This window comes from Streptomyces sp. NPDC056948 (genome assembly GCF_042674225.1).
In the GTDB taxonomy this organism is placed as follows: Bacteria; Actinomycetota; Actinomycetes; order Streptomycetales; family Streptomycetaceae; genus Streptomyces; species Streptomyces purpurascens.
Genome location: NZ_JBHUQX010000642.1, coordinates 1 through 3,553 on the forward strand (window position 1 = coordinate 1; position 3,553 = coordinate 3,553).

Consider the following 3,553-nt stretch of genomic DNA (forward strand, 5'->3'; position numbering starts at 1 on the left):
GCCAAATCCATCTGCATGCCCTTGGCCGTCAGGCCGTAACTGCGGGCCGCCTTGAGAAGGTTGCTGGCGCGCGAGCCGTCGCGGGAGACGCCGCAGGCGATGCGCAGCTCCTCCAGCGGGACGTGCTTGCCGTAGTGGCCGAGCACCATCGCCAGGGAGGCGGCGCCGCACTCGACGGCCTCCATCTGGAGCACGGTGGGCGTACGGACGGTCTTCGCGGCGGCCTTGGGCACCTTGCGCTTGGGCGGGGCCGCGCGGCGCCTGCTCCGCGGCTCCTGCGCGGTGGCGCTCATGGCAGCAGCCAGTCGACGGGACGCTGGTCGGTGAGCCGGATCGAACCCGAGGCCATCGTCATCGAGGACAGCTTGTACGGCGGCCCGTCCGCGGACGACCACTTGTATCCGCTCTTCGTGGCGGACGACTTGTCCAGCCGGACCGTCACGGCCACGGGCCTGCCCTTCTTGGTGAACTGCTCGCCGAGCTGGCTGTCCCCGAGGAACGCGGAGATCTGCTGCGGGGACTGGGCCGCGCGGTCCACCGACTTCACATGGCCGCGCAGCACGCCGTACTCCTGGGTCGGCACCGACTGCACGGTCAGGTCCACCGCGGCGTCGTCGGGTATCGAGGCGGCGTTCTCGGCGGGGACGTAGACGGTCGCGTACAACGCGTCCTTGGTGTGGGCGACCTTCTCGACGGCGGCCACGTTCGCGCCGGTCTGGATGATCTGCCCGACGGTCGCGGCGAGCCCGGAGACACGGCCCGCGTCGAGCGCGCGGACGACGACCTCGCCCTTGGCCGTACGGACCTTGAGCACGGGGGAGTTCGCGGTCACCTGCTCGCCCTGCTTCGCGAGCACCGCGGTGACCTGGCCCGCGACGGGGCTCTGGAGGAGGTAACTGCCCTGCCCGTGCGTGAGGATGGCGGGTGCGCTGACGGTGGAGGCCACCGAGCCGGTCACCGCCCACACCGAGGCGGCCGCCATCGCGACCACGGTCACCGAGAGCACGAGCCAGCCCTGCGGGCGAGCGAAACGCACCGGGAGGTCGAGTTCCTCCGGTGACTGGAGCTTGGCGAGGGCCTGTTGGCGGAACTGCAAGGAACTTCCCTCACCCGTAGAAGAGGTTCTTACGGCCGTGACGGAAAGGGTCACGGCACCCGAAGATCCCGGAACCGCCGGCTGCGGTTCCGGGAGTCAACGGCACAAGGCTCGATCAGAGACCGGAGACCAGGCCGGTGACCGGGGCCGTGTTCAGGCCGGTGACACCCTCGACGGTGCCGACGGCGGTGTCGACGACGCCGGAAACCGGGGCGATGCCGTCGACCGTGTCGGTGACGGTGTTGACGGCGTTCACGGACAGGCCGCCGGAGATGGCGTCGAGCTGGGCGTCAGCGATCTCGACGGTCTCAACCTGGGGGGTGGAGTTCATGATGGAACTTCCCTTCATATGGATATCTCACAAGGGGGGAGCGGCCCCCTCTGGGGACAGATGACGGCCGCGACCGCGAGCGCCGGGCACCCGTTTCCGGAGTGCCCTCCGCGGCTCCCGCGATGCGATGGATCAAAGCACGCTGCGGGTCCGCGCTTCCAATCAACCAGCCGTCTCACCAGGGAACTTGCGCCCCAGCGGTACCTATTGGTGCAGGAGTGTGCACGTCTCGGTGGCGAGTTCTTCACATGCGCCACAGCATCGGCTCATCCGACGCCTTGTATCCGGAGGCGGCGAATCCGGCACTCCCGCCCCAAAGGCGTGACAGGCACCTCCCGCTTGTGGATAACCCTCCGCTTGGTGACTGGGTTGAGCATTCGGTGTGCAGATTCGCTGAAGTCGGGATTCGACTCGGTGTTCGCAACAGACCGTTTCCGGTCGAATACGGATCGTGTCCGTTCAGCGGACCGGGACGAAGACCTCAGCCGTAAGACCGTCATCAAGCCAGGCAATGTCCTGGGCCGACCGTGCTCCTCCACCCGGTCCCCTCGCTGTGACCAGGGCAGTCGCAGACCGGGCGGGTCGGCGTGCGGGCGGCGGGAGTTGGCTGATTCCGCGATGCGAAGGGATCACTTGCAAACGCGATTGAACGCCCCACGAGGCACGTGCGTACCAACAGCCATCCAGGCGCCCCCCAAAGCTGCCGAACGGCGGCACAGGCTCCGTCCCCCCAGGAGGAGAGAAGTTTGAGTCACAAGCGAATTCCGAAGCGCAAGGCCGCGATAGCGGTGGGCGGTGTGGTGGCGCTCGGCGCGGCCGCGATCCTGCTCCCCAACGCCAACGCGTCACAGGACGGTTCGTCCGACGACGCGGCCGCCGCGCCGAAGACACTGAAGGCGGGCGACGCCTCGGATCTCGCCTCGCAGCTCTCCGGGCTCCTCGGTGAGGCGTTCGGCGGCTCCTACTACGACGGCGACAGCCAGCAGCTCGTCGTCAACGTCGTACCGGGCGACAACAACAACGTGATCGTGCAGGCGAAGGCGGCCGGCGCGCAGGTCCGCGAGGTCGACAACAGCTGGTCGGAGCTGCAGAGCGGCGCGTCGACCCTGAAGTCCGACGCGACCATCGCGGGCACCTCGTGGTCGATCGACCCGCGCACGAACAAGCTGCGTGTCACCGCCGACAGCACCGTGACCGGCGCCAAGTGGGACAGACTGGAATCGACGGTCAAGAGCCTCGGTGCCGACATGGCGACCCTCTCGAAGTCCGCGGGTACCTTCAAGCCGTTCGTCTCCGGCGGCGACGCCATCTTCGCGGGCGGCTCGCGCTGCTCCCTCGGCTTCAACGTCACCGCGGGCGACGGCTCGCCCGCCTTCCTGACCGCCGGCCACTGCACCCTCGGCGGCAACGAGTGGTCGGACGCGGAGGGCGGCCAGCCGATCGCCACGGTCGACCAGTCCACCTTCCCGGGCGACGGCGACTTCGCGCTCGTGAAGTACGACGACCCGGCGACCGAGGCGCCCAGCGAGGTCAACACCGGCGACCAGGCCGTGCCGATCACCGAGGCCGCGGAGGCGACCGTCGGCCAGGAAGTCTTCCGGATGGGCAGCACCACCGGGCTCAACGACGGCCAGGTCCTCGGACTCGAAGCCACGGTGAACTACCCGGAGGGCACCGTCACCGGCCTCATCCAGACCGATGTCTGCGCCGAGCCCGGCGACAGCGGCGGCTCGCTGTTCACCCAGGACGGTCTCGCGATCGGCCTGACCTCGGGCGGCAGCGGCGACTGCACGGCCGGCGGCGAGACGTTCTTCCAGCCGGTGACCACCGCCCTGGAGGCGGTCGGCGCGACCCTCGGCGCGGGCGCTGGTGCGGGTGCCGGTGAAGAGGCCGGCGCCGGCGAGGAAGCCGGTGCGGGCGAGGAGGCCGGCGCTGGTGCGGGTGCCGGTGAAGAGGCCGGCGCCGGTGAAGAGGCCGGTGCGGGCGAGGACGCCGGCGCTGGTGCGGGTGCGGGTGCGGGTGCCGGTGAGGAGGCCGGCGTTGGTGAAGAGGCCGGTGCTGGTGCCGGCGAGCAGGCCGGAGGCGAGGAAGCGGGAGCCGGTGCTGATGCCGGTGCCGGTCAGGAC

General features: G+C 69.8%; 4 protein-coding genes. 1 reads left to right on the plus strand and 3 read right to left on the minus strand.

The genetic code is table 11. The features are described from left to right. From ACFTZL_RS42725 to ACFTZL_RS42735, 3 genes are all read right to left on the minus strand, one after another. Positions 1–293, minus strand: a 293-nt coding sequence (locus tag ACFTZL_RS42725) for a cysteine peptidase family C39 domain-containing protein (RefSeq protein ID WP_382595363.1), incomplete at its 3' end; no start/stop codon positions are given. After that, positions 290–1,096, minus strand: coding sequence for an HlyD family efflux transporter periplasmic adaptor subunit (locus tag ACFTZL_RS42730; RefSeq protein WP_382595366.1), 807 nt, complete (start codon positions 1,094–1,096; stop codon positions 290–292). The genes ACFTZL_RS42725 and ACFTZL_RS42730, both read right to left, overlap by 4 nt. Before the next feature lie 115 nt (positions 1,097–1,211). After that, positions 1,212–1,427, minus strand: coding sequence for a type A2 lantipeptide (locus tag ACFTZL_RS42735; RefSeq protein WP_184587045.1), 216 nt, complete (start codon positions 1,425–1,427; stop codon positions 1,212–1,214). 746 nt (positions 1,428–2,173) lie between these two features. On the opposite strand from ACFTZL_RS42735, the gene ACFTZL_RS42740 reads away from it, so the two are divergent. Beyond that, the coding region (locus ACFTZL_RS42740; protein ID WP_382595370.1) for a S1 family peptidase at positions 2,174–3,553 on the plus strand (1,380 nt) is incomplete at its 3' end.